At 44.7% G+C, this 24,767-nt stretch carries 14 protein-coding genes and 4 pseudogenes; 11 read left to right on the forward strand and 7 right to left on the reverse strand.

Annotated elements, in window-relative coordinates:
• The first annotated feature begins 19 nt into the window (after nucleotides 1-19).
• Together ACTG27_RS01700 and ACTG27_RS01705 are read left to right on the forward strand one after the other, a co-directional pair.
• Nucleotides 20-1,297, forward strand: a complete 1,278-nt coding sequence (locus ACTG27_RS01700) for an MFS transporter (RefSeq protein ID WP_201952317.1) — start codon at nucleotides 20-22, stop codon at nucleotides 1,295-1,297.
• Entirely contained in the window at nucleotides 1,294-2,724 is a 1,431-nt protein-coding gene (locus ACTG27_RS01705) for a glycoside hydrolase family 32 protein (RefSeq protein WP_201952314.1), read from the forward strand. Before ACTG27_RS01700 ends, ACTG27_RS01705 begins: the two co-directional genes overlap by 4 nt.
• A 599-nt stretch (nucleotides 2,725-3,323) precedes the next feature.
• Here ACTG27_RS01705 and ACTG27_RS01710 read toward each other — a convergent pair.
• Both ACTG27_RS01710 and ACTG27_RS01715 read right to left on the reverse strand, forming a co-directional pair.
• Nucleotides 3,324-4,739 (reverse strand): GGDEF domain-containing protein, encoded by a 1,416-nt coding sequence (locus ACTG27_RS01710; RefSeq protein WP_186301952.1) that lies wholly within the window; start codon nucleotides 4,737-4,739, stop codon nucleotides 3,324-3,326.
• Between the two features lie 272 nt (nucleotides 4,740-5,011).
• A complete protein-coding gene (locus ACTG27_RS01715) occupies nucleotides 5,012-7,018 on the reverse strand; it encodes an EAL domain-containing protein (RefSeq protein WP_247824045.1) in 2,007 nt (668 codons plus the stop codon).
• A 561-nt stretch (nucleotides 7,019-7,579) separates the two neighbouring features.
• Here ACTG27_RS01715 and ACTG27_RS01720 point away from each other — a divergent pair.
• From ACTG27_RS01720 to ACTG27_RS01735, 4 genes and pseudogenes are all read left to right on the forward strand, one after another.
• Nucleotides 7,580-8,297 (forward strand): annotated as a pseudogene (locus ACTG27_RS01720) (transposase); the annotation flags it as partial.
• Nucleotides 8,298-8,732: 435 nt separating this feature from the next.
• Nucleotides 8,733-9,422: a B3/B4 domain-containing protein gene (locus tag ACTG27_RS01725; RefSeq protein WP_100652441.1), complete on the forward strand. Its 690-nt coding sequence runs from the start codon at nucleotides 8,733-8,735 to the stop codon at nucleotides 9,420-9,422.
• A 95-nt stretch (nucleotides 9,423-9,517) separates the two neighbouring features.
• Nucleotides 9,518-9,736, forward strand: a complete 219-nt coding sequence (locus ACTG27_RS01730; RefSeq protein ID WP_235634715.1) for a dihydrodipicolinate synthase family protein — start codon at nucleotides 9,518-9,520, stop codon at nucleotides 9,734-9,736.
• 45 nt (nucleotides 9,737-9,781) lie between these two features.
• Nucleotides 9,782-10,762, forward strand: a complete 981-nt coding sequence (locus ACTG27_RS01735) for an IS5-like element IS5 family transposase (RefSeq protein ID WP_247824038.1) — start codon at nucleotides 9,782-9,784, stop codon at nucleotides 10,760-10,762.
• A gap of 855 nt (nucleotides 10,763-11,617) precedes the next feature.
• Here ACTG27_RS01735 and ACTG27_RS01740 read toward each other — a convergent pair.
• Nucleotides 11,618-12,470 (reverse strand): annotated as a pseudogene (locus ACTG27_RS01740) (IS5 family transposase).
• Between the two features lie 265 nt (nucleotides 12,471-12,735).
• Between ACTG27_RS01740 and ACTG27_RS01745 the strand changes: the two are divergent.
• The 3 genes from ACTG27_RS01745 to ACTG27_RS01755 all read left to right on the forward strand — a co-directional run bounded on the left by ACTG27_RS01745 (nucleotide 12,736) and on the right by ACTG27_RS01755 (nucleotide 16,014).
• The gene (locus tag ACTG27_RS01745; RefSeq protein WP_151286328.1) at nucleotides 12,736-13,692 is read left to right on the forward strand and encodes a sensor domain-containing diguanylate cyclase; all 957 of its coding nucleotides are present in this window, start codon (nucleotides 12,736-12,738) and stop codon (nucleotides 13,690-13,692) included.
• Nucleotides 13,693-14,052: 360 nt separating this feature from the next.
• Nucleotides 14,053-14,718: a hypothetical protein gene (locus ACTG27_RS01750; protein WP_439978975.1), complete on the forward strand. Its 666-nt coding sequence runs from the start codon at nucleotides 14,053-14,055 to the stop codon at nucleotides 14,716-14,718.
• A 336-nt stretch (nucleotides 14,719-15,054) separates the two neighbouring features.
• Entirely contained in the window at nucleotides 15,055-16,014 is a 960-nt protein-coding gene (locus ACTG27_RS01755) for a sensor domain-containing diguanylate cyclase (RefSeq protein WP_080602637.1), read from the forward strand.
• A gap of 115 nt (nucleotides 16,015-16,129) precedes the next feature.
• On the opposite strand, the gene ACTG27_RS01760 is transcribed toward ACTG27_RS01755, so the two are convergent.
• A complete protein-coding gene (locus ACTG27_RS01760; protein ID WP_144716203.1) occupies nucleotides 16,130-16,792 on the reverse strand; it encodes a response regulator in 663 nt (220 codons plus the stop codon).
• A 220-nt stretch (nucleotides 16,793-17,012) separates the two neighbouring features.
• On the opposite strand from ACTG27_RS01760, the pseudogene ACTG27_RS01765 reads away from it, so the two are divergent.
• Together ACTG27_RS01765 and ACTG27_RS01770 are read left to right on the forward strand one after the other, a co-directional pair.
• Nucleotides 17,013-17,600 (forward strand): annotated as a pseudogene (locus ACTG27_RS01765) (IS5-like element IS5B family transposase); the annotation flags it as partial.
• Nucleotides 17,601-17,818: 218 nt separating this feature from the next.
• Nucleotides 17,819-18,211, forward strand: a pseudogene (locus ACTG27_RS01770) (transposase); the annotation flags it as partial.
• Between the two features lie 637 nt (nucleotides 18,212-18,848).
• On the opposite strand, the gene ACTG27_RS01775 reads toward ACTG27_RS01770, so the two are convergent.
• From ACTG27_RS01775 to ACTG27_RS01785, 3 genes are all read right to left on the reverse strand, one after another.
• Nucleotides 18,849-20,726: a methyl-accepting chemotaxis protein gene (locus ACTG27_RS01775; RefSeq protein ID WP_100654373.1), complete on the reverse strand. Its 1,878-nt coding sequence runs from the start codon at nucleotides 20,724-20,726 to the stop codon at nucleotides 18,849-18,851.
• 245 nt (nucleotides 20,727-20,971) lie between these two features.
• Nucleotides 20,972-22,012 (reverse strand): IS481 family transposase, encoded by a 1,041-nt coding sequence (locus tag ACTG27_RS01780; protein ID WP_439978976.1) that lies wholly within the window; start codon nucleotides 22,010-22,012, stop codon nucleotides 20,972-20,974.
• A gap of 737 nt (nucleotides 22,013-22,749) precedes the next feature.
• Entirely contained in the window at nucleotides 22,750-24,606 is a 1,857-nt protein-coding gene (locus ACTG27_RS01785; protein WP_100654370.1) for a metallophosphoesterase family protein, read from the reverse strand.
• Nucleotides 24,607-24,767: the final 161 nt, after the last annotated feature.

Consider the following 24,767-nt stretch of genomic DNA (forward strand, 5'->3'; position numbering starts at 1 on the left):
TCCCGAGAGGATAAAAATAATGAATGCGCCTAGTACTCATAAGAAAAAGGATTTCTGGATTTTCGGCCTGTTCTTTTTTCTCTACTTTTTCATTATGGCAACCTGTTTTCCATTTCTACCTGTTTGGTTGTCTGACGTTGTTGGATTAAGTAAAACAGATACCGGAATTGTTTTTTCATGCTTGTCATTGTTTGCAATTAGTTTCCAGCCTCTGCTGGGGATTATCTCAGATCGTCTTGGCCTAAAAAAACATCTGATGTGGCTCATTAGCCTGCTTCTGGTACTGTTCGCCCCTTTCTTTCTGTACGTGTTTGCTCCGCTCTTGCGGTTTAGCATCTGGGCTGGAGCTCTGAGTGGTGGATTATATATCGGCTTTGTTTTTTCAGCTGGGGCCGGTGCCATTGAGGCGTATATTGAACGTGTCAGCCGCAGCAGCGGGTTTGAATACGGTAAGGCTAGGATGTTCGGTTGTCTAGGATGGGCTCTCTGTGCCACCACGGCAGGACTACTCTTCAACATTGATCCATCCCTGGTGTTCTGGATGGGTTCAGGCTGCGCGTTATTGCTGGTTCTTTTATTGGCGTTGGCGCGTCCAGGAACCAGTCAGACGGCGATGGTCATGAATGCGTTGGGCGCGAACTCCCCCGTGATTTCCGGAAAAATGGTATTTAGTTTATTTCGTATGCGTCAGATGTGGATGTTTATGCTCTACATGATTGGAGTTGCCTGCGTTTATGACGTTTTTGACCAGCAGTTTGCTACATTCTTCCGATCCTTTTTTGATACACCAGAGGAGGGGATTAGAGCATTTGGTTTTGCCACTACGGCTGGCGAGATTTGCAATGCCATCATTATGTTCTGTTCTCCTTGGGTGATTAACCGCATCGGTGCTAAAAACACGTTGATTGTTGCTGGACTGATTATGGCTATCCGCATCACTGGGTCGGCCTTTGCTACTACAGCAACTGAAGTAGTTATCCTGAAAATGCTACATGCTCTAGAAGTGCCATTCCTATTGGTCGGCGCGTTCAAGTATATCTCAGGTGTTTTTGATATCCGGCTATCAGCATCTATTTATCTGATCGGCTTTCAATTCTCAAAACAATTGGCAGCGATATTCCTCTCAATCTTTGCAGGTCACCTGTATGACAGTATTGGATTCCAGAGCACCTATCTGGTACTGGGTGGAATCGTCTTGGCTGTTACCGTCATATCTATATTCACCCTGAGTAATTCCCGCAAATCGGTAACTTCTTCAACAGAACCTACAATAGAACTTAAGGAGGTCCGCGTATGAAACAACGTATTGCGACTGCACACTCTGCACTTGATTCACTCCTTAGTCATCGCGGTGTTACTTGGTATCCATCATTTCATTTGGCTCCTCCAGCCGGGTGGATGAATGACCCGAACGGGCTTATATATTTTGGTGGACGCTATCATGCGTTTTATCAGCACCACCCTGCAAGCGAGCATCAAGGATCTATGCACTGGGGACATGCCACCAGTAAAGATATGCTGCACTGGCAACACGAACAGATTGCACTGGCTCCAAGTGAAGAATATGACAGAGATGGGTGTTTCTCTGGTTGTGCTGTGGACGATAATGGAGAGTTGTCGCTGGTCTACACTGGCCATGTCTGTCTGGAAGAGCGAGGGGATGACAGTCTTATCCGTGAGGTGCAGTGTTTAGCTACTAGTCGTGACGGAATTAATTTTGAAAAACAGGGATGTGTGCTGACCCCACCGGAAGGAATCATGCATTTTCGTGATCCGAAGGTCTGGCGGGAGAATGGATTTTGGTGGATGGTTATTGGCGCACGAGATGCTTCTGATACCGGTCAGGTACTTCTATATCGCGGTACGTCACTGCGGGACTGGCATCTGGAACGGGTACTAGCGCACTCGGCCTCTGGGTCAAGCTATATGTGGGAATGCCCGGACTTCTTCCACTGTGGCGACCACCACTGGCTAATGTTCTCTCCACAGGGGATGAAAGAGGAAAAATTCCGATTTCGCAACCGTTTTCAGAGTGGTGTGTTGCCTGGTCACTGGCAACCTGGAACTGCATTTGCCGTAACCGGTGAATTCGAAGAACTTGACCACGGGCATGATTTTTATGCTCCGCAATCTTTTGTCGCTGATGACGGCAGACGAATCATAATGGCTTGGATGAACATGTGGGAGTCCCCAATGCCTACCAAGCGCGAAGCGTGGGCGGGCTGTTTGACACTACCGAGAGAGCTTTATGAACGCAATGGGCGTTTGTGCCAGCGTCCTGTCAAAGAAGTTCAGTCTCTTCGTAAAGCCCGCCAGCCGCTACTATTTGAGAAGCTTAGCGGTACACATTTGCTCACTGAAGATGCGAATGCTGTAGAGCTTGAACTGACTTGGCATACCGGCGACAGTCAAGCAGAACACTATGGAATCCGTTTGGGGGAAGGGCTCCGGCTCTATGTAGATAACCAAGCTGGACGGTTGGTACTCTGGCGTTATTACCCGGATGAGGGACTGGATGGTTATCGCAGCATTGCTCTGCCTGATGGGGTTCATCTGACACTTCGTGTTTTCCTGGATCTCTCGTCTGTGGAGGTATTTGTTAACGATGGGGATGCGACCTTGTCCAGTCGTATTTACCCGCAGCCAGGAAAGCGCCAGTTGTCGCTGTATTCAGCGCATGGAGAAACTGTATTGATGGGCGGCTCTCTGTGGACGTTGGCTTGAAAAATGGTACTGCTGCTAAAAGCGGCAGTATATTTGGTTCAATAATGCTGAAATAGTTAGTTTGATGAGCCAAATATAAATGTCGTGAGCAGATTTATATCAAAATCGAGAGAAATATTCAGGTGCAGCAGTGGGTTACTGATTTGTGCCGTAGAGAGTGACTGTTTTTAAACATATAGATATGGCTCATTCCTTAAACCTAAAATGTAAACAATGGCCCATCATCTCATTCTCGTGGAGCAAGGACAGAATGATAGTTCTGTACAGGTCAACTATGTCTTATAGGTTGCACCACTGACTGTGGTGCATGTTTTCCATTTATCTATCAAGCATTTTTTATTAGGGAAGGTGCGAATAAGTCACCAAGTACAAAAATACGCCATTGTAAGCATTTGAATTAAATCGACTAAAATTTTCAGTTTTGTTGTGGAGGGTACTTGTTCTCACCCTCCCTAGCCTAGGTTGGTGAGCTGACTCACCTTTGACGATGGTTATGGCTCGAGAATCGCTAAAGCGTGATTTTCTAGTGTACAACCTCCAGCATCTCAAGATACGAGATATATTTTATTATATGTCCCCCAGTTTTCCGGGGGATTATATTAGTAACTCCAACAATTACGGCCTTTTTCCTTGCTACGATATAGGGCTGCATCAGCAAGTGATATTGCCTCTATGTAATTACGTTGGCCTTTCGTTACACCAATACTAAGCGTAACGGTACAGTTTTTTTCTCGCCATTTTAGTTTACATACCTGCTTCTGAAGCCGATCTAAAAGTTTAGGAACTATCTCTGAATCAACCATTAGGATTGCTGCAAACTCATCACCTCCAATTCTGTACACATTTTCTAGACCAAGAACTGATACTAAAGTATCAACTACTCTGCATAAAACTAGATCACCAAGTTGATGGCCATAGTTGTCGTTTATTTTTTTAAAGTCATCAAGATCTATAAGTATGAGTGTATAATCTGATGAAGACATATCAATCGCTTCTAGGTCTTGGTTGAATGCTCTACGATTGAACACACCTGTAAGAGGATCTAATCGAAGTTCTTTTTGATGAATATGATACTTTTTCTCAAGAGCCTCTATCTCATCTAGATTTTTTCCAACAAACCAAGAGTAAAGTTTTTTATCATTCGATACTCTTTCAATTTCATTGTTGTCAATCTGCTGAATTCTATCTGATATCAATGTTTGTTCATGTTTGAATATACGAATTAATAGCATGATTCCAAACCCAGCCAACAGCGCAATAGCAGTTGTTGGGAAAAGTACTTTACTCATTTCTGATTTTAGTATGTCTGTAAAATGACTAGGTGGTAAATATAGCCCCAATTGCCATTCTGACCCGGGTAATTCATGTAAAATTAAATAGCCATTCCAAGTCTTTGCCAAAGAAAAATAATTTTTTGGTGATAAATTTGTATTTGCATCTAGCAAGTTAGGGTTTACAATTGAAATTAAGTTTTGTGATGGTTTATGTTCTAAATATAAAGATGCATTAAGCTCTCCGAGGGAATAACTAAGAGTTTGATGTAGTGATTCTAAAGGGGCATCAACTAATAATAAACCAACTGTTGTACCAGTGGAATCAATAACTTTCTTTCCAAAAATCAATACTGAGCTGTTATCTACTTTTTCATATATACCAACCCAAGATGGTTCATCAGTACTCTTATTAAGGAGGTCAGCCCATGGTCGATGCTGAGGCTTAAAGTAACCTATAGTTGTTTGTAGTGGATAACTTTCAATTGTATTTGAATTTAGATCGTAATAATGGATAGCGTGCTGATTTGGCATTTTAATACGATGTACAATTGGCCAGTATTGATTAATAGCAGATTCTCCACTTCTTAAAGCATCTAGATCTAAATGTGCAGACAGAACTTCCAGTTGAATCTTGTTGGTATTGAAAATCTTTTTTAAATACGATTTTTCAAGAACGGTTAACAGGTGATTGTAATTAACCAAGTGCAATCTAACAACATGCTTGTAATTAACTATAGCCATGTAAGTAGTCAGCATTAAAGTTAGCAGTATTATAAGTGACAACGCTTTGAAGAATAAATAATTTAATCTAGATTGAGATGCTCTCACTTTGTTTACCCCTCCTACGTTCAATTAGATGAACAAAGATAAATGATATTCCGCTAACGATAGCGATAAAATTTCCTGCGCTTTGTATACCATTATTCTTGGAATAAGGTGCGCCACTATTTCTACGTGTTTGATATGTTTTTATCTTAAAAAGACAAAAGTTATTTTTTAAAAAAATAGCGGCATTATATTCTATCCAAAAATTTTGCTAGTGGTTCTGGGCGGGAAATTTGATATCCCTGAATTCTTTTAACTCCGCAAGAAATAACAAAGTCTTTCTCCCATTCGGTTTCTACTCCTTCTGCGAGCACTTGGCATTTGGCCAGATTCCCTATCTGAACTAGTAGTTTATATAACTGCTGACCTTTATATGTAGAGCAATCTTTCAATAATGAACGGTCAAGCTTTACTTTATCAAATGGGTATTTCATTAAGTGTGGGAAAGACGCGAATCCAGCCCCAAAATCATCCATGGCAACATTAATCCCAAGCGACTGTAACTTCTTAATGGTATTAGATAATTCTACCGTGTTATCAAGTAAAGTTTCTTCAGTAATCTCAATCTCAATTTTATTCGGGTCAACCTCAAAAAATTCTATACGAGATGTTAAGTAGCAAACAAAATTACGTTGGCTAAATGTGGAAGCGGAAATGTTAAGCGCGACACGTTCTAATCTATTTAATGGCATTTTCTGCATGTCAGCTAATACTAGGTCAATAACAATATAATCGAGCATTGGCATAGCATCTAATTGTTGAAAATCAGATATAAAACTCGGACCACAGAGTTCTCCTGACTCATCAAGATAACGAATGAGAGCCTCTACACTTAACGGTGAGTTTGAGCTGGACTCTTGGCATTGGTAGTACATTAAGAATTTTCCTTTTTTTACCATACCTTCAACTCGTATTTGTGCTTTTGCTCGCTCTTGATTGTTACGTGCGGAGGACCTAATCTCTGCTAGCAGATGACCAAGAGTGATCCGTTTGATATCACAGCCATCATTCCGTTCATTTATACCCGTGCCTGCAAACGAAATATAAAATGGTTTATATATATATATGCCAATTGTTATTATAAATAATTGCAATAGCGAACCATCGATACTATTACCCATCGCTATATACCCACTCAACAATGGTGGTGTCATCCAATCTATAGTTGTAATTATTGGGTTTACAAGGCCAATAGATATAGCAAAATAAGCAATGCCAAAACTAATTAATGGTACAAAAATAAATGGTATTATGAGTAGTGGGTTGAAAATTATAGGTAGCCCAAACAATAAGACTTCATTTATATTAAATACAACCATTGGCAAAGCTGCCAGAGCTAGCATTGTATGATTACGGTTCTGTGAAAATAATAGAATGCAGAATAGTAAACAAATGCTGTTGCCAGACCCCCCCATGGAGAGGAATGCATCGTAGAACCCTTGGCTAACAATATTTACAGGCACTATTCCAGCATGTGCATCAGCAAGGTTATGTTCTGTAGCTTGATAAAGCATTTGTTTTATTGGAAGTAGGAAGTTATGCCCATTAATACCAATTGAACCTAACAAGCCTAATATGGTCTGATATAGAAGTCCGCCTGACCAAGTTAATGGATTAAGTCTATATTCGCCGAAGTTCTCAACAGATAAATTAAATATATACTTACTAAGTGTAGATAGACCAAGTACTAGAATTGCAAAACAAGAAAACCGAGCAACATGCAAAGAGATGGCTAAGGGGAAATCGAGTGAATGTGGAACAAGATCTCGTAATGTAACCTTCTTGCAGTAGATTAAGGTTAAAATCGGGCTTACTAAAGCCAATATAGTGTTATTTGGGAGGTGAAAAACAGGGGAGTATAAGTTGTTTGCATGAGATAAACTATAGAATAGTATTATTGCGTATACAATAAAAGTACCACTATTTATAGATGTTTTGTGAGATAAATAGTAACTAGTTAACACACACAGTGCAAGAGGATAAAAATTAATTAAAGTGTGTGAAAGTTGAATTAGTAGATCTGATATAGTAGCATAATTTGCGTGAGCAAAGCCCTGCCCAAGCAAAACACACAATGAGTTTGTAAGTGTTAATGGTAATAGAAGTAGTGCAATTGCTGAAATGTCATATATATATGAGCTAAAAGCATGCTGAAGCTTATCTCTATTTTCTTTTAAACTGTTCTTAATAAACAATTTAACCTCTGCATTGAATTGTTTTATAATGTATTTAATCAGGTGAGAGTCGATGTGGCTTTTTAACAAGATTGGGTTGTTATAACTTTTGACTTTCCATTATGCAGTGTATAAGTCATTTACCCCTGACATTAATAGACATGGCTATATTTACGGTAACTACTATTGATTCATTGTTGTGTCTGGTTGAAATATAATAATAAGTTCAACCTGAAGTCATGCCAATCATGGACATTATAATAATAAATAGGACTGTATGAAGTACTGTCTTAATATAAGATGAGTTATTAGTTGTATGCATTTTATTGTTCAATTCTGTACATCTCTCTTGTTTTTTGTGTTTAATTGAGTATGAGTGGTCGGAAAGTATACATAGGAAATGCTGAACACCGACTGTATGAATGGGGGTTTACAGACTGTACAGATCTACTTATCACCTGAGACCAGCCTCAAACTGAGGTCTTGGTTACTAGATTGGCCCCTTAAAGATCCAGACACTTCGCCCCTCTTAACTTAAGAGGTAGTCTTGAAACTATGTGCAGTACTAGTCACAACGAGAAGATGGTCGAAGTATTAACAGGGGCAGAGCGCCGTCGACGCCGGACTCCGCAAGAGAAAATCGCTATCGTGCAGCAGACCTTTGAGCCTGGGATGACCGTCTCTCATGTCGCTCGCTTGCACGACGTCAACGCCAACCAGCTTTTCAAATGGCGCAAACAATTCCAAGAATGGTCGCTCACGGCGATCACCGCCGGTGAGGATGTTGTTCCTGCCTCCGAGTTGGCTGCTGCCATCAAGCAGGTCCGAGTGCTCCAGCGTCTGCTCGGGAAGAAGACCATGGAGAACGAGATCCTCAAAGAAGCCGTGGAGTATGGCCGAGCAAAAAATGGATTGCGCATGCGCCCTTGTTGCCGGGGGACGACGATTAAGTGGTGTGAGCCAAGCCCTTAATGTATCGCGTGCTCAGCTATCCGTTCGTGTTCATCGAAAACCAGGTTGGCAAGATGGTCGTCATCATCGCCTGCATGATGATGCTGCCTTACTTGGCCGGATCATGGAGGCGATGGCTGAGCTTCACTCCTATGGCTATCGTCGAGTCTGGGCGCTGTTACGGCGTCAGTCAGAGGCAACACGACAGCCTCTGGTAAACGCCAAACGGGTATATCGCGTCATACGCGATCATGGACTGCTGCTGGAAAGAATACCGGCTGCACCATTGACCCTGCGGGCACATAAGGGACGTGTTGCCGCCAAGGAGAGCAATCGACGTTGGTGCTCAGCGAGCTGTAGCTGACGCACAACTTTCTTATTGGTGGTCATGCGCTGATTCCAGATAACACGGTAAGGGTATGGTTTTATTATCCGGTGTGAAGTCGTATGACGACTCCCTTTGGTGGGCAACTGTCAGGTGAATACCGTATCCATACACGTTTCAGTCCATGCTATCCAATTGACCACCAAGCGCAATCAGTTTAGCTAATGATGGCTTAGTTTTAATAATTTGAGCTTATGGATAAGTTTATGCAATATACTGACTATTCAAAAACGTAAACCTCTCTGCAATCCTGTAGATAATAGATTGAGCATTCAAAATTTCATTACAGAAAAAATCAATGAATTGGAAGTGATTTACTCAAATCTTATTGATTTTAGTAATGCTAGGATGAGAATAATATGAGAGGATTGATGAAGATATGATAGATGGAGGCATTGCATGCCAGTTGCACCTTTGATTAGTCCAAAGATATTTGAGATTGCCCCTGGATTTCGCGCTATAAGTATTACGGTCTTGGCGTCAGAAATAATTGATTCTGATGTAGCGACTCAGGCACTTTTAGACTCATATAAGTGTGTGCATGAGGATAATCCTACTTGGGCCGAAGCACACCTTGCTGCATGGGGAGAGGTATTTAAGACGTTTGGTGCAAAACCGAAGAGAACGCCATGCTCTGCCGAGGCTTTACGTAATAGAGTCCTAAAGGATGGTGGGATCACAAGTGCAGATCCTATCGTTGATCTCTATAATGCCATCAGCATTAAATATGCAATTCCTGTCGGTGGTGAAAACTACGAAGCATATGTTGGGATACCACACCTAACAATTGCTGAAGGTACAGAAGCATTTGATACAGTCAAATCAGGCCAGCCAGCAAATGAACCACCAGAGAAAGGGGAAGTCATTTGGAGAGATGAAGCAGGAGTAACCTGCCGTAGATGGAATTGGCGTCAAGGTGTAAGAACTCGACTGGATGAGCATGCAAAAAAGATGTGGTTCATTTTAGAAAGTCTGCCAGAAATGCCGCGTGAGGCCCTACAGGCTGCTAGTGATGACCTTATTTCTGGTCTCAAGAAAATGATGCCAGAAGCGCAAATTGTATTTACATACGTTGAAGATAAAGAATAAATAAGTTTATTTATCGCGTTTCTCTATATCTCAACCTTCTTCTGCCAAAGAGAAGGTTGAATTTTGATTAATTTCATGGCTAGGGAACACAAGAGATGTTTTCAGGACTAAGTGCTTTTCCCCTGACGCCCGTCAACCATCACGGCATCGATGAAAGGGCCTATATCCACCTGATAGAGCGATTAGCTCTAGCCAATGTTGACTCGATTGGCGCACTGGGTTCTACAGGAAGCTATATCTACCTAAGCCGTGAGGAAAGGGCCAAAGCGGCGTCACTTGCTGTCAATCATGGGAAGGTGCGAACAAGTCCCTGATATGAGATCATGTTTGTCATCTGGAGCCATGGAACAGGGTTCATCATGAGTCATCAGCTCACCTTCGCCGACAGTGAATTCAGCAGTAAGCGCCGTCAGACCAGAAAAGAGATTTTCTTGTCCCGCATGGAGCAGATTCTACCATGGCAAAACATGGTGGAAGTCATCGAGCCGTTTTACCCCAAGGCTGGTAATGGCCGGCGACCTTATCCGCTGGAAACCATGCTACGCATTCACTGCATGCAGCATTGGTACAACCTGAGCGATGGCGCGATGGAAGATGCTCTGTACGAAATCGCCTCCATGCGTCTGTTTGCCCGGTTATCCCTAGATAGCGCCTTGCCGGACCGCACCACCATCATGAATTTCCGCCACCTGCTGGAGCAGCATCAACTGGCCCGCCAATTGTTCAAGACCATCAATCGCTGGCTGGCCGAAGCAGGCGTCATGATGACCCAAGGCACCTTGGTCGATGCCACCATCATTGAGGCACCCAGCTCGACCAAGAACAAAGAGCAGCAACGCGATCCGGAGATGCATCAGACCAAGAAAGGCAATCAGTGGCACTTTGGCATGAAGGCCCACATTGGTGTCGATGCCAAGAGTGGCATGACCCACAGCCTAGTCACCACCGCGGCCAACGAGCATGACCTCAATCAGCTGGGTAATCTGCTGCATGGAGAGGAGCAATTTGTCTCAGCCGATGCCGGCTACCAAGGGGCGCCACAGCGCAAGGAGCTGGCCGAGGTGGATGTGGACTGGCTGATCGCCGAGCGCCCCGGCAAGGTAAGAACCTTGAAACAGCATCCACGCAAGAACAAAACGGCCATCAACATCGAATACATGAAAGCCAGCATCCGGGCCAAGGTGGAGCACCCATTTCGCATCATCAAGCGACAGTTCGGCTTCGTGAAAGCCAGATACAAGGGGTTGCTGAAAAACGATAACCAACTGGCGATGTCATTCACGCTGGCCAACCTGTTTCGGGCGGACCAAATGATACGTCAGTGGGAGAGATCTCACTAAAAACTGGGAATAACGCCTTAAATGGCGAAGAAACGGTCTAAATAGGCTGATTCAAGGCATTTACGGGAGAAAAAATCGGCTCAAACATGAAGAAATGAAATGACTGCGTCAGCCGAGAAGAATTTCCCCGCTTATTCGCACCTTCCCTAACCCAAGACGCATGCGGGAAATCAATGACTATGTTTTCCACTGGGTTTTATCACTCATTACACCGACATCCTGTCTGAAAAAATCTGATGGGCTAACCATACCAGAAAGCTTTAAATGAGCCCATCATTGTGATCACCCTCCTCGAACCTGAACGAGCCCCCTCAGGACGACTTGCTCGATAACTACTTACTACCGTTCATACAATCTGAACGTTAAGGTTTGTCTACGATGAAGACGATGGCCTGAGCTTTAAAGCCATAAGTGTCTGAATATATTATATTTTCAATGGTATGTGTCACACTGCATCAAATTTATAGTAACAATAGCCAAAGCCCCGAACACATCTACAGAGACACCTTCAGGCACAGTGTTCAGATCTAATCGCCTGGCCTCCCCAAACAACCTAGTGGTGTGCTGTTCGAGAATCTCATCCAGCTCTAAAGATGAGATGGATCTTCTCCAGCGAGGGTGAGCCTTAAAGTCCTCTATAACGCAGTGTTGCAAGCATAAATGTGGGACTTCGACCCACCCGCCTGAATCAACGGAGGTATGTACCTTGGCTTGAAAAATGACTCTGACCATCGTGAAACATCCAGATGCAAAAACTGGGAGACTTGATGATATGAGGTTAGTTCATTAATGACAAACAAGTTAACTGCGGAATGGCTTTTTGCTAGGATGGTCGAATAAAACTAGGCTGTGTTCTCAAAATGCTGGTTTTCTGTCCACACATAACTCGCGCAAGTAGCGAAGGCAGAATGCCAGTTTGATAAAGGCTGCAAAACTCTTGGCTAGCTTTTCATATCTCGTTGAAAACCGGCGAAACTTCTTCAACCAACCGAAGCACCGCTCCACGACATTGCGCCTGCGGTAATGCACCTTGTCCAGTACCAATGGACGCCCCTTATGGCGCCGTTGCTGGTCGCTGCGTTGCGGAATGACCGCTTTTATCCTTCTCCGCCGTAGCTCGGCTCGAAAGGCTTTGCTGCTATAGGCCTTGTCTGCGGCAAGATGCGCTGGCCGTGTTCGGTAGCGACCTGATGACGTTGGTATCCTCGCCATGGCCAACGCGCTTGTTGCATAGCTGATTTCTGCTGATTGCCCCGGTGACAGGCAGAAGCTCAGTGGTAAGCCATGACCGTCCGTGACCAAGTGAATTTTGCTGCCGAAACCTCCCCGCGAACGGCCAAGGGCTTGATTCATTGAGGTGTTTTTTTACGTGCACCGGCAGCATCTTTGGATGCTCTGACATTGGAGCCGTCCAGGCACCACAGGTCGAAATCGATGAGCCCTTCTTCATTGAGCTTGAGTTGCAGCGCTTCCAGAATGGCATCAATCCGGCCTGCATCCTGCCAACGCCGGAAGGTGTTGTAGACCGAATTCCATGGTCCGAAACGTTCTGGAAGGTCTCGCCAAGGAGCTCCGGTGTGGAGTATCCAGAGAATGCCATCGAGCACTTGGCGCGTTTCACGGGTAGGGCGCCCGATCAGGCTTCGAGAAGGAAACAGGGCTCGATAAGCCCCCATTGTGCATCAGTCAGCTGATAACGGCGGGACACGGAATGGATCTTAAGCTGTTGAGAAGATGTGAGATTATATCTTCATCACTTTAAGAACACAGCCTAGGGGGATTCTAGGCGAGCTCTTGTTTGTCGAGCGAGCGACAACCACGCTACCAAGAGTGCAAACACTGCTCCTGTCATCAAAGATGAGATGGCTCGAAATCATAGGTCTACCTACTGTAATATACTGTCAGTACATCAGATCTACAGATGCACAGTATATGTTGGCAGCGTACAGTGCCCACACAACAAGGAGATGTTGATGCAAAGCCCTGTAGTACCGGATAACGAACGGCTTCGCTTAGACGCATTGCGCCGTTTAGCGATACTTGATAGCCCCGCAGAGGAGCGTTTTGACCGGATTACCAGGATGGCTCGCAACATGTTTGATGTGCCCATCGCATTGGTTTCATTGGTGGATGAAAACAGACAGTGGTTCAAGTCATGTTGTGGGTTGCCGGTATTGGAGACACCGCGAGACATTTCTTTTTGTGGTCATGCAATTCTCGGTGAAGAACTGTTTGTAGTTGAAGATGCGGCCCAAGATCCACGATTTTCTGACAACCCCTTAGTCACGGGGGAACCACACATTCGCTTCTATGCAGGCCATCCACTAGAAGTTGGGAACGGTTTGAAGCTGGGTACATTGTGCATCATAGACTCTAAACCCAGGGGTTTTAGCCCACGAGACCAAGCGCTGTTAGCTGATTTGGCATCCATGGTTGAGAGTGAGTTACAAGCCGTTCAGAGAGCAACCATAGATGAATTGACGGGGATAACTAACCGTAGAGGATTCATGCTGCTCGCCGAAAAAAGTTTGAAATATGCATTTCGTGTAAAACACACAGCGGCCTTACTTTTTTTAGATCTAAATCACTTCAAACTAATTAACGATAAGTTTGGTCATGACATTGGCGATGACGCGTTGCGACATATGGCCGAGTTGTTATGCCGAGTATTCCGCGATGCTGATATATTCGCTCGCCTTGGTGGGGATGAATTCGTTGTCCTTTTACCTGGCACTGGTAGTGAACATTGTCAGAGAATTAAAGAGCGGCTGAATCATGCAATAGATGACTTCAATAGTCATAGTGGTAAGCCATACCAGTTGTCATGCTCCTTAGGAATTGTGATTTACGATGCTAGTATGCCGCCTAATTTAGATCAACTACTGCGGCACGCAGATGAAGAGATGTATTCATGCAAAGTGAAACGATAAATAGCTGTCGCCAAAAATACAACTATCTGAGCATTTCTTAGAGAAATCATTTTTATACTGGTAAAGAAGTAATTGACCGTATGAAACAAGATACCCTAATCATGGGGATCTTGTTTATTTTATTCAGTGTCTGTGTATAATTTTAATTACTTGTCTATGAATATGCATTGATGGCTTGCTACTCGAATTCCTATACATTAGCTTTCAGCAGAGCAAACCATTTTGGAAGAAACACTATTTAAGTGGCGCGAGCCCATATCTCGTGAGAAATGTCACCAACAGTATTTTAATTTCATTTAGCATGGCGAATTTTTTAACGTGAGCTATATTAAAAGTGGGATGTGTCAATGTGGGGTATGTATGTTTTCACAATACAACATAAGAAACATATTGTTAATTTTCCTTGCGACACTTTCTTCATGCGCTATTGCTGTTGATACCAAAATTGTTCTAGTTAGTTCAGCGGACACTTATCATTCAAAGTATGGGTGCTGGTTATATAATATTTATAGCGAGGCATTTTCTAGATTGGGATATAAATTTCTATATCAGGGCGTTCCTGGTGGAAGAGCACCGATCCTCGCGGAGAATGGCAGTGTTGATGGTGAAATTCATCGGGCATTTGAATACCAACAGCAAACAACCAACTTGATCAGAGTGAATGAATCACATTTCAACGTGACTATTGAAGCTTATGTGTATGACAATAAATCAAAATATAATTCTTGGCATAGCCTAGATAAGGAAGGATTAAGAGTTGAATTCAGGCGAGGCTCAAAACGCGCCGAAGACGCACTTTCCAAGCTTATTACCTCCCCCCTGCCGACAGAGGTAAACACAACTGAGCAGGGATTGAAAAAACTGATAAAAGGACGCGTTGATGTATTTGTGGAGCAGACTCTGGTATTTGATAGGAGCAAGCAAGCATTGCTTGCGGAATCGACCGAGTATAATAAAATATATTCCGCAGGAATTGTGATACCTTGGCAGGCTATGCGTATCTTAATAAAAAACACTCAAGGCTAGCGAAAGATTTGGCCTTAATGCTAAAAAAAATGAAAACCGAGGGTAGAGTAGAACAACTGCAAGAGCAGTTTTGCTATTATGATTAATTTAAAATCCAGTTCGTGCCATGGTGCTTTACAAGCGTCTGGGGTGCTCGATGATATCCTCGCCTTCATAGAACAACACGAATGAGTTTCGATTGCCCCCTTAGTGATGGTCTCATTAGAAAACCAAATGTGTGTATTTTCGCATACCCGCGCTAAAAATCTGTCATCCGTAATCCAGCATTCTATTTAGTTATATCCAAATGAGTGTCATAATAGCATCGCTTCGGACACAACGTAAAAGGCCGCAAGGATGCAACCGTTCTCTGAAACCAGTGATCCCCACTTTCTTCGCTTAGATGCATTGCGCCGTCTCCAAGTGCTTGACTCCCCAACAGAGGAACGTTTCATTCGTATAACAAGAATGGCTCGCAACATGTTTGATGTGCCTATTGCCCTGATCTCATTCGAAGACAATGAACACGAGTGGGCCAAGCCTTGTTATGGCCTAAACATCCATGAACCTCTTCCTAATATCTCTTTTTGTAAAAATGGATTTCTCAAAGAACGCATGCTTGTTATTGAGGATGCAACCAAAGATCCTCTTTATTATAATAATCCAATGGTTCAAGGGGAGCCATACATCCGATTCTATGCTGGTCATTCATTAGTAATAACTGATGGATTGCATATCGGTTCGTTGTGCCTTATAGACCGTAAGGCTAGGGCTTTTGGAGAAAAGGATAGAGCTTTATTTACCGACTTGGCATTAACAGTTGAAAGCGAGTTACGTGCAGTTCAAATGGCGACAATAGATGAGTTGACGGGGATAACCAACAGGCGAGGTTTTATTCTTCTGGCTGAGAGGTACTTGCAACATGCATACAGAACGAAAAGGGGCCTTTCATTATTGTTTATAGATTTGAATCATTTCAAATCTATAAACGATCGATTTGGTCATGATGTTGGAGATGATGCATTGTGCCAAGCCGCCAGCTTGATCAACTTGATTTTTAGAAATGCTGATATCTGTGCTCGATTAGGTGGTGATGAATACGTGGTTTTACTCCCAGAAACAAACATTAACTATATTGAATCAATCAATAATCGAATAAATCAGATCTTTGATGAGTTCAATAAGCATAGCGGTAAGGTATATAACCTTTCTTGTTCTATAGGCTATGTGGAATATGATGCAACTACACCACCAGATCTAAACTTGTTACTCCGTTTGGCGGATGAGGCCATGTATCGTTGCAAGCAGAATTTATAAATCATATGCACCCTATGGGCATATGATTTAAGAGAGTCGTTAACTAGTATGGCAATAATCTGCAACAATAAAAATATCAAGTTAATTTTTATTTATGTACATTTTTAAATTATAGTTACTTAATAGTTCGGTTATGTGCCCATACAGTAACAGCAACTCTAGACTTTAATTTTAGTTTTCTTAGAATGTTTCTCACATGTATTTTTACCGTCCCATGAGATATATATAATAATTTTGAAATGACTTTGTTTGAGTGACCTTCAGCAAGAAGTTTTACTACATCAATTTCTCTATGGCTTAATGATTCAATAATGCCAACATTACTATCTGATAATGAGATTGACATTACTTTATTGTTTGACTGAGGACTTTCAATTGATGTATCAGCACATATGCTCTTAATGAAGCCAATTAAATCAAGCGGTTCAATATTTTTTGAAAGATATCCATTGGCTCCGAACCTAAACGCTTCTACAACATCAATTTCCAAATCTGACTCGGTGAAGATAACGACCTTGCTTTTTATTTTCTTTGCTCTGATTCTCTTCAGCGTTTCTAATCCATTAAGCACTGGCATTTGAAGGTCAAGCAATATTAAATCTGGTTCATATTCTACTGCCAGATCTAATCCTTCTTTACCATTGCCAGCCTCTGCAATCACCTTCATAAGGTGATCTGTTGAGAGTGTAGCTTTGACTCCTGCCCGCAATATAGCGTGGTCATCTACAAGCAATACTTTTAATGCTTGCATTTCTTCGATTGAAACTTTGTTATCCATAACTACATTCTCAATACCATGCTAGCGTCACATTACACCATACGTGCATAAAAAACACTATAAATCAACACGTTAACCAATATGCAGGATGCAACTCTATAATGGCCCATAGCTATGTATCTTTATCATTTTAACCCCAGTCGTTTGGCTAGGGAAGGTGCGAACAAGTCCCTGATATGAGATCATGTTTGTCATCTGGAGCCATGAAAAAGGGTTCATCATGAGTCATCAGCTCACCTTCGCCGACAGTGAATTCAGCAGTAAGCGCCGTCAGACCAGAAAAGAGATTTTCTTGTCCCGCATGGAGCAGATTCTGCCATGGCAAAACATGGTGGAAGTCATCGAGCCGTTTTACCCCAAGGCTGGTAATGGCCGGCGACCTTATCCGCTGGAAACCATGCTACGCATTCACTGCATGCAGCATTGGTACAACCTGAGCGATGGCGCGATGGAAGATGCTCTGTACGAAATCGCCTCCATGCGTCTGTTTGCCCGGTTATCCCTGGATAGCGCCTTGCCGGACCGCACCACCATCATGAATTTCCGCCACCTGCTGGAGCAGCATCAACTGGCCCGCCAATTGTTCAAGACCATCAATCGCTGTCTGGCCGAAGCAGGCGTCATGATGACTCAAGGCACCTTGGTCGATGCCACCATCATTGAGGCACCCAGCTCGACCAAGAACAAAGAGCAGCAACGCGATCCGGAGATGCATCAGACCAAGAAAGGCAATCAGTGACACTTTGGCATGAAGGCCCACATTGGTGTCGATGCCAAGAGTGGCCTGACCCACAGCCTAGTCACCACCGCGGCCAACGCTTAATCATCCCCTCATATGAGCTAGGCGTGGCGCGGACTCCAAGAATGCCCTCTTCTTTTTGACCGGCAAATACAGTGAAGCGTAAAAAGAAAGGAAATCAGGTTTTATGCGGTCTGTAGCGTGGTTTGGCTTTTTCAGCAATGAGCAGATGTTTATATCTTCGATCAACGTGCCGCTATCATTCTAAAAAATGAGGGGATCTCTAAGCGGCCAACGAGCATGACCTCAATCAGCTGGGTAATCTGCTGCATGGAGAGGAGCAATTTGTCTCAGCCGATGCCGGCTACCAAGGGGCGCCACAGCGCAAGGAGCTGGCCGAGGTGGATGTGGACTGGCTGATCGCCGAGCGCCCCGGCAAGGTAAGAACCTTGAAACAGCATCCACGCAAGAACAAAACGGCCATCAACATCGAATACATGAAAGCCAGCATCCGGGCCAAGGTGGAGCACCCATTTCGCATCATCAAGCGACAGTTCGGCTTCGTGAAAGCCAGATACAAGGGGTTGCTGAAAAACGATAACCAACTGGCGATGTTATTCACGCTGGCCAACCTGTTTCGGGCGGACCAAATGATACGTCAGTGGGAGAGATCTCACTAAAAACTGGGAATAACGCCTTAAATGGCGAAGAAACGGTCTAAATAGGCTGATTCAAGGCATTTACGGGAGAAAAAATCGGCTCAAACATGAAGAAATGAAATGACTGCGTCAGCCGAGAAGAATTTCCCCGCTTATTCGCACCTTCCTTAACAACAACATAAGTCCCATCAAAACATTCATCTTCGCCCCAAATTGCAGACGAGATAATAAAAGGGTCATACGAGGTGGGCTCGTATGACCCGCATTTTCCGCAGGCAACAACATTGCACTATCCATTCTAATATCCATAACCTTTGCATGCTCAAAAATTGAGCGGCGAATATTCAATCACATGTAAGAACTATGGCAAACGTTTTTAACGTTACTTAATGTAAGCTATGGATATATCAGTTTCATATCAACAAGATAGAGATGTAATCGGATGTTTTTAGGACGGTGCGAATGGAGTAATGAAATTATAAACGTGAGTAGGCTGATTATGATGAAGGAGCAATCAACTTGTTCGCCTCTTCCTTAGTCGATAAGCATAAAAAATCCGAAACCAAATCAAAAGGTTTCGGATTTTTACACATCAGGGGAGCGGCCTCTGGAGCCTTAACTGAGTGGCATTTGGCATATACGCCCCCTTTACTCATACTCAAATGCGGAACATACCGACCTGATTACTCAGTTCATCCGAAATATTTTTAAGTTGTTCAGAGAGATGACGTGAACTGTCTGCATCCAACGCCAGTTCGTCCGAGACATCTTTGACCGCCTGAATGTTGCGGCTTACCTCGTCGGTGACGGCTCGTTGCTCTTCGGCTGCGCTGGAGATCTGGGTCGCCATGTCGGAGATCTGGTTGATCGAGGTGGTGATCTGCTCCAGCGCATGGGTGGCGTTGTTGGCGTCATCCACGCTGTTCTGGGCCAGCTGCTGGCCTTCGTGCATGGTGCTGACCGCTCCCTGGGTATTGCGTTGCAGGGTTTCGATCATGCTGCGGATCTCGACAGTCGAGCTGTGGGTACGCTGTGACAAAACGCGCACCTCGTCGGCCACTACCGCAAAGCCACGGCCCTGTTCACCGGCACGCGCCGCTTCAATGGCAGCGTTGAGCGCCAGCAGGTTGGTCTGCTCGGCGATGCCCTGAATGGTGGAGAGGATGGTGTTGATCTCCTGAGCGTTTTTCTCCAGTTCCTGAATGATGTTGGAGGCCTGTTCCACCTGGGTGGCCAGATCGGTGATGGAGCGCTGGTTGCGGGCGATCACCTGTTTGCCATGCTCGCAACTGCTGGAGGAGCTGCGGGCCGCTTCGGCAGTTTGCTCGGCGTTGCTGGCAACATCGACCGCAGTTGCCGACATCTCATGGACCGCAGTGGCGATCTGAGTGATCTCGTTTTGCTGGCGAGCCAGCCCCTCATTGGCCTTCTCCGCCATGCTGTGGGAGGACTTGGCCTGCTGGTTGAGTTGGCCGGAGGAGTTGGAAATGTCCTGCACCATAGCATGGAGCCGCTCAATGAAGGTATTGACGTGTTTGGCAACCGCGCTCACCTCATCTTCACGCTCGATCTTGAGGCGGCGGGTCAAATCGCCGTTGCCACGGGAGAGATCGGCAATTGCCTCGCCCAGGGTTTTCAGAGGCGCTAGCGAGCTGTTGATGGCGACATAGGAGAAGCCAGCCACGATCAATATGGTGATAAGTCCCTGAATAAGTGAGGAGGTGACCATGCGGCGTACCGACTGGTAAGCGGTTTCGTCATCCACCATCATGCCGTAATACCAATTGGTGTTGGGGATCGCGTTAAAGTCAAAGACCTCTTTCTTACCGCTGATCACCAGCTCGTTGATCGTACCGTCATGAGCGATCTGATTGATGTAAGACGCGGTCAACTCGGGGGCTAGCGTTGTGGCGGGTTTCAGACTCAGGGAGGCATCGGGGTGGGCGATGATGGTGCCGTTGCTGTCGACCAGAATGGCGTAAGTCCCCTCGGTAGTGACCGTCAGAATATCCGAGATAAGGGCGCTGATAGAGACATCTCCGGCGATAACCCCCTGGGTGTTGCCACGCTGGAATGGCTCGGCGATGGTGACGATCAAACTGCCGTTAGAGACATCGGCGTAGGGCGCAGTGATGACCAGTTTACCGGCGGCAACTGCATCCTTGTACCAGGTGCGTTGACGGGGGTCATAATCGGCTGGCAGGCCGGAGGGGGTACTCTCGAGCATCTTGCCGTCAGCAGTACCGGCATAGACCCCCTCAAAGCCACCGGCATTCATGGCTTGGGCCAGATGGCTGATGGGTTCATCTTCTTTGGTGAATGCTTCCTTGGTGGTACTGACCATGCTGATGCGGGCATCGACCCAGTTGGAGATACCCTTGACGTTGGCCATGGAGCTTTCGTCAATGATGCTCCAGACCAGTCTCTGGGTTTCAGTGCGCAGTTGTGAGGTGTTGTACCAGACTTGCAGGCCGGTGATCACCAGGATGATGATCCCGATAGCCAAGACCAGCTTGTTTTTAATGGATAAGTTCATAGTGACATCCCTGTGAGCGTTAGTCTGAGTGTAGGAAAAAATTTAATTATTGTGGAATTTTAGTGGGTTATTGACTAAATCCGAAATTTTCAGCGAATCCGGGGAGCTGATCCTCTGACTCAACCAACCTAGAGAGTCAGATGGGCAAGTCCCAACAGGAGATCCCCTGTCAGGCGACAAGTGAACTGAGCGGAGCTGTACAGATCTAGTTATCACCTGACACCGGCCTCAAACCGGTGTCTTGTTTACGCTACTTTAGTGCGCACTTCCTTCGGTATCAATTTCAGACCCTTTTTGAACATGCTGTAGGGAGTCTGTCCTTCCATCATCCTGCCCTGATGTGGCCGCTGGATGTTGTAGTGCTCCAGGTAGCTATCCAGGTCTGTCTGCATCTGCTCTACCGACTCATACCAGGTTGTCCTCCCCTTGATACGGAAGTGTTCATCCAGCAGGGTACGATGTAGCCGCTCGATAAAGCCGTTGCTCTGCGGTCTGCGTACCTTGGTGGTCCGGTGCTCAATCCCCTCCAGTTGCAGGAACAGCTCGTAGGGATGATGGTCAGGGCGCCCACAGAACTCGCGCCCGTTGTTCGACAAGATGGTATAGACCCGAGCCTCATGGGCTTCGAAGAACGGCAGGACCGTTTCGTTGAGCACATGAACCGAGGTCACCGGCAGCTTGCTGGTGTAGAGCCGTCCCCAGGCGTGGCGGCTGTAGCAGTCCAGCACGGTTTGCAGATACACCTTGCCAACCCCTTTGAGTGCGCCGACGAAGAAGGTGTCGACCGCCACCAGTTCCCCGGTGTAGTGAACCTCAATTTGGCGTTCGCGAAACTCGGGGCTGAAGCGCTCGAGCAGGCGGATCTGCTCGTCATTGAGCTCAATCGTCTGTTCCCTATGGGTTTTCTCGAGGCGCAACAAGCGGTCATGCTTGGAGAGCAAGTCGTGACGTTGCCACACGCCACGCACACCGCCCGCACTGACGTTGATGCCTTGCAGAGCCAGTTCTTGCGCGGCCCGCAGCGGGCCATGGGTTGGTCTGGTGAGAGAGTAATCGAGGATGGCTTGCTCAATCTCGGGAGCGACCCGGTTGGGATGAGCGCCTTTACAGCCGGGGAGTTTGTCGAGCAAGCCCTCGGCGCCATAGGTCTGGTAGTTACGGCGAATCTCGTAGAACTGCTGGCGGCTGTAGCCGATGAGCTTGCAGGCTTTTCTGACGTTATTGAGCTCTTTGGCGAGCTCTAGCAGGCTGAGTTTATGACGTGCTACTTTCTCGTTGGTGGTCATATGGTGACTCCAGATAACACGGTAGGGGTACCGTTTTGTTATCCGGTTTGAAGCCGTATGACCACTCCCTTTTGTGGGCAACTGTCAGGTGAATACCATCTCCATACAGACTGTATTTAAAAAATTTTGAATTATCAAAGTTCAATAGGTTGCCTATACCAACCAACCAACCAACCAACCATTCATTGACTGAAATTATATATAGTAAGTTATTGTGTAACCTGTTTTTAGGTTGTTGGAATTTGTAAAGTAATCACCAATGTTTCAATGGAGTAACATTATCTAAATGTAATAATCAGTTCAACCAGAGGTCGACCCAATAATAATCATTGCAAAAATATATAATGCTGTATGATATATGGTTATAGCTTTAGCGAATTTATTTGATACATGCGGATTTTTGTTCAAGTCTGTAGTTCTCACTGAGCTAACTATGTGGTACATCTAGGGAAGGTGCTAACAAGTCACTTGGCACAACAAAAACACACCATTCTAAATTATTGATATTAAATGGCTAAACTTTTTAGTTTTGGCACATAGGGTACTTATTCGCACCTTCCCAAGACAAATAGTAGGAAGAGTAGTTCGGCATAAATAGGTAGTATGGACATCAGTGTTGTGTCCAAATAGCAGATTAATAATGAGTATTACACTTATGCATTGTGTTTGATGGCCACAGTTAATAAAAAAACCGCTCACCATAAGGGGGAGCGGTTCGGCTGGTACGATAGGCCTAATTATTTTAGGTTTTCAAATTGGCCGTTTGTCATGTCAATCTGGATATTCAGGTCTGGTACCGGATCATAGATAATCCCTTCACCGACGGTACCTAGTAGGCCATAAATTGGCGCCAGCATTTTATCGCCAAGGAGGTTGCTGAGATCCTTGCTAGGGTCCCACTCTTGGGAAAGCGTCAAAGTCTTAAGTTTGGTGACTTCGTCTGCCAATTCCTGTTTGCTAACATTATGTTTTTGGCCATATTCACGAGCCCAGTTTAAAACAAAGCGCATTTTATCATCGATTTGTTCTGAGTTCTCTTCATCACCATGGTAATGGGCTTTGAGCACCGCACCGATCAACTGGCTGAGGGTTGTCTTATACAGCTCATTCCAGGTAAGCCCTGAATCAGCTAACACATCTGCTTCAAACAGGGGTTGCCATTCCGAATCTTGACAGATAAATTTTTGGCAATTCTCACGCTTATAGACATCCAGCATGGTTTTGGCCACAGGTTTTTTTGTTAGTGAATTGTCAAGGATCTCCAGCAATGGTCCATCAATATCAACACCGAGTGCCGCGAAAATATTTTGGCTCAAACCATCGACCAAACCAACTAAATTTGCATCAGGAACTGATTCCATAACCGTTGTGTTGTCAACATCTGTGGTTATCAATTTGTTTTTAATATCGACCAATACCGAGCGATAAGGTGCGGGATAGCTCACTGAGGCACCTGTTTGAATATCATAGATCCAACTACCATCCTCATATTGACGTTTGGTAATATCATTAGCGTGGAAGTGACCAGTAAACACAATGTTCACACCTGCTTGCGCCAAGATTTTTGATATATACTCACTGGTGCTGGTATAGAGGGTTTTGCTCTTCTTACCAGTGTATGTGTTGGTAAATTCTTCTATATAGGTGGGTACATCGATACTATCATGAAATGAGGTTTTTTCACCATCGATGACATAACCAGGGATTAAAGCACTCTTGCTAGGGAAATGTTCAATAACACCAGCATGGTTCATTGCCAGCAATATCTTTCCTTGATCTTTGGCTTCCTGTGCCTGCTGTTTAATCCACTCCAGAGTGCTCAAACGCTCAGGCGTCAGCAGAGATCCGCCAGTTTTACTATAATCCGGACTATTAGCTTGCCAGTGCTGTTGCACATCTTTGATGGAGGAGGTAATGGAGTCTATTGCGAGGATTCGCACGCCCTCTGTTGGTTCGGCAACAAAGGAGAAAGAGTTAGGGTCTCGGGCAATGGCTTCATTAAAACCAAAATCTTGGTAGAAATTATCCCAGTTCTCCATAAACATAGGTTCGCCAGTGGTGTTAGTCATATGCGGCGCCATGCTGCCAGGGACAACATTCTGCTCATTTCCTTCCAGATAGACAGCTCCTTTGGCGGTCAGGGTTTGGGTCAGGGATTCTTTATAACCATAGGGGTTATTCATATCGTGGTTACCCGGCACCACATAGACTTTGATTCCTTGTTCTCTAGCACGCTGCAAGCTTGTACGTACTTTTTTATGGTTAATTCGTTCCCCATCCTTGGTCAAATCACCTGGTACTAAAATAACGTTGGTACCGTTTTTAATCATTTCTTGAATTGCATGATCAAGTAATTCTTGACTTTGCAAAAACGCCTTGCGGTCGCTACTAATAGCGGCTTGAAACATCTCGCCATTAATATCATCCCCCATACTACCATCATATAGATGTGTATCGGTAACAATCGAAATCTTTAATGTTTGAACATTTTCGCTGTCAATATATTGGTCAGTTTGACTGTGATTGTCATTACAGCCTGCTAATAAAATGGAGCTAACTACAACACTCAATGCTAGTTTTTTAAAATGCAACATAATTACTCATTGATGATTAATTTTGGTTTGGTGAGTGCGAGAATAAGACTGCAATCTTAAGTTTTTATTACACAGTGGAGTAGCGTGTTTATAACTGCCGATAAATATGAGTTACATTCAGCTCACAGTCAGCTTTGTAATTAGCGACGATGGAAAAAGTA

Origin of the sequence: Aeromonas sp. 97A (genome assembly GCF_051919185.1) — a bacterium.
GTDB lineage: Bacteria > Pseudomonadota > Gammaproteobacteria > Enterobacterales > Aeromonadaceae > Aeromonas > Aeromonas veronii.

Coding starts and splice junctions, on each gene's coding strand:
- ACTG27_RS01700 (WP_201952317.1), top strand. CDS start 20: ATGAATGCGCCTAGTACTCATAAGAAAAAGGATTTCTGGATTTTCGGC.
- ACTG27_RS01705 (WP_201952314.1), top strand. CDS start 1,294: ATGAAACAACGTATTGCGACTGCACACTCTGCACTTGATTCACTCCTT.
- ACTG27_RS01710 (WP_186301952.1), bottom strand. CDS start 4,739: ATGGCTATAGTTAATTACAAGCATGTTGTTAGATTGCACTTGGTTAAT.
- ACTG27_RS01725 (WP_100652441.1), top strand. CDS start 8,733: ATGCCAGTTGCACCTTTGATTAGTCCAAAGATATTTGAGATTGCCCCT.
- ACTG27_RS01730 (WP_235634715.1), top strand. CDS start 9,518: ATGTTTTCAGGACTAAGTGCTTTTCCCCTGACGCCCGTCAACCATCAC.
- ACTG27_RS01735 (WP_247824038.1), top strand. CDS start 9,782: ATGAGTCATCAGCTCACCTTCGCCGACAGTGAATTCAGCAGTAAGCGC.
- ACTG27_RS01745 (WP_151286328.1), top strand. CDS start 12,736: ATGCAAAGCCCTGTAGTACCGGATAACGAACGGCTTCGCTTAGACGCA.
- ACTG27_RS01750 (WP_439978975.1), top strand. CDS start 14,053: ATGTTTTCACAATACAACATAAGAAACATATTGTTAATTTTCCTTGCG.
- ACTG27_RS01755 (WP_080602637.1), top strand. CDS start 15,055: ATGCAACCGTTCTCTGAAACCAGTGATCCCCACTTTCTTCGCTTAGAT.
- ACTG27_RS01760 (WP_144716203.1), bottom strand. CDS start 16,792: ATGGATAACAAAGTTTCAATCGAAGAAATGCAAGCATTAAAAGTATTG.
- ACTG27_RS01775 (WP_100654373.1), bottom strand. CDS start 20,726: ATGAACTTATCCATTAAAAACAAGCTGGTCTTGGCTATCGGGATCATC.
- ACTG27_RS01780 (WP_439978976.1), bottom strand. CDS start 22,012: ATGACCACCAACGAGAAAGTAGCACGTCATAAACTCAGCCTGCTAGAG.
- ACTG27_RS01785 (WP_100654370.1), bottom strand. CDS start 24,606: ATGTTGCATTTTAAAAAACTAGCATTGAGTGTTGTAGTTAGCTCCATT.